Source organism: Microbacterium lacusdiani (assembly GCF_054779895.1).
This window is the reverse complement of the sequence record NZ_BAAGXJ010000040.1, coordinates 1-1,513: the sequence shown is the minus strand read 5'-3', so window position 1 is coordinate 1,513 and position 1,513 is coordinate 1. Positions and strand designations below refer to the sequence as shown.

1 rRNA gene is annotated in these 1,513 nt (G+C 56.2%); it reads right to left on the bottom strand.

From position 1 onward, the window contains the following. A 16S ribosomal RNA gene (locus ACYVGN_RS13420) occupies nt 1-1,474 on the bottom strand; the annotation flags it as partial. Nucleotides 1,475-1,513: the final 39 nt, after the last annotated feature.

Sequence of the window (1,513 nt, the reverse complement as noted above, 5' to 3'; positions counted from 1 at the left end):
TTAGTCCTAATTACCGATCCCACCTTCGACGGCTCCCTCCACAAGGGTTAGGCCACCGGCTTCAGGTGTTACCGACTTTCATGACTTGACGGGCGGTGTGTACAAGACCCGGGAACGTATTCACCGCAGCGTTGCTGATCTGCGATTACTAGCGACTCCGACTTCATGAGGTCGAGTTGCAGACCTCAATCCGAACTGGGACCGGCTTTTTGGGATTCGCTCCACCTCACGGTATTGCAGCCCTTTGTACCGGCCATTGTAGCATGCGTGAAGCCCAAGACATAAGGGGCATGATGATTTGACGTCATCCCCACCTTCCTCCGAGTTGACCCCGGCAGTATCCCATGAGTTCCCACCATTACGTGCTGGCAACATAGAACGAGGGTTGCGCTCGTTGCGGGACTTAACCCAACATCTCACGACACGAGCTGACGACAACCATGCACCACCTGTATAGAGACCTTGCGGGGGGACTGTTTCCAGACCTTTCCTCTATATGTCAAGCCTTGGTAAGGTTCTTCGCGTTGCATCGAATTAATCCGCATGCTCCGCCGCTTGTGCGGGTCCCCGTCAATTCCTTTGAGTTTTAGCCTTGCGGCCGTACTCCCCAGGCGGGGAACTTAATGCGTTAGCTGCGTCACGGAGACCGTGGAAAGGTCCCCACAACTAGTTCCCAACGTTTACGGGGTGGACTACCAGGGTATCTAAGCCTGTTTGCTCCCCACCCTTTCGCTCCTCAGCGTCAGTTACGGCCCAGAGATCTGCCTTCGCCATCGGTGTTCCTCCTGATATCTGCGCATTCCACCGCTACACCAGGAATTCCAATCTCCCCTACCGCACTCTAGTCTGCCCGTACCCACTGCAGGCCCGAGGTTGAGCCTCGGGTTTTCACAGCAGACGCGACAGACCGCCTACGAGCTCTTTACGCCCAATAATTCCGGATAACGCTTGCGCCCTACGTATTACCGCGGCTGCTGGCACGTAGTTAGCCGGCGCTTTTTCTGCAGGTACCGTCACTCTCGCTTCTTCCCTGCTAAAAGAGGTTTACAACCCGAAGGCCGTCATCCCTCACGCGGCGTTGCTGCATCAGGCTTCCGCCCATTGTGCAATATTCCCCACTGCTGCCTCCCGTAGGAGTCTGGGCCGTGTCTCAGTCCCAGTGTGGCCGGTCACCCTCTCAGGCCGGCTACCCGTCGACGCCTTGGTGAGCCATTACCTCACCAACAAGCTGATAGGCCGCGAGCCCATCCCGAACCAAAAAATCTTTCCCACCACAACAGATGCCTGTATGGTGCGTATCCGGTATTAGCAGCTGTTTCCAACTGTTATCCCAGAGTCCGGGGCAGGTTGCTCACGTGTTACTCACCCGTTCGCCACTGATCCACTCCAGCAAGCTGGAGCTTCACCGTTCGACTTGCATGTGTTAAGCACGCCGCCAGCGTTCATCCTGAGCCAGGATCAAACTCTCCGTGAAGAAAAAATGCTGACCCCACCGGGAAAACGGTGAAGCAGC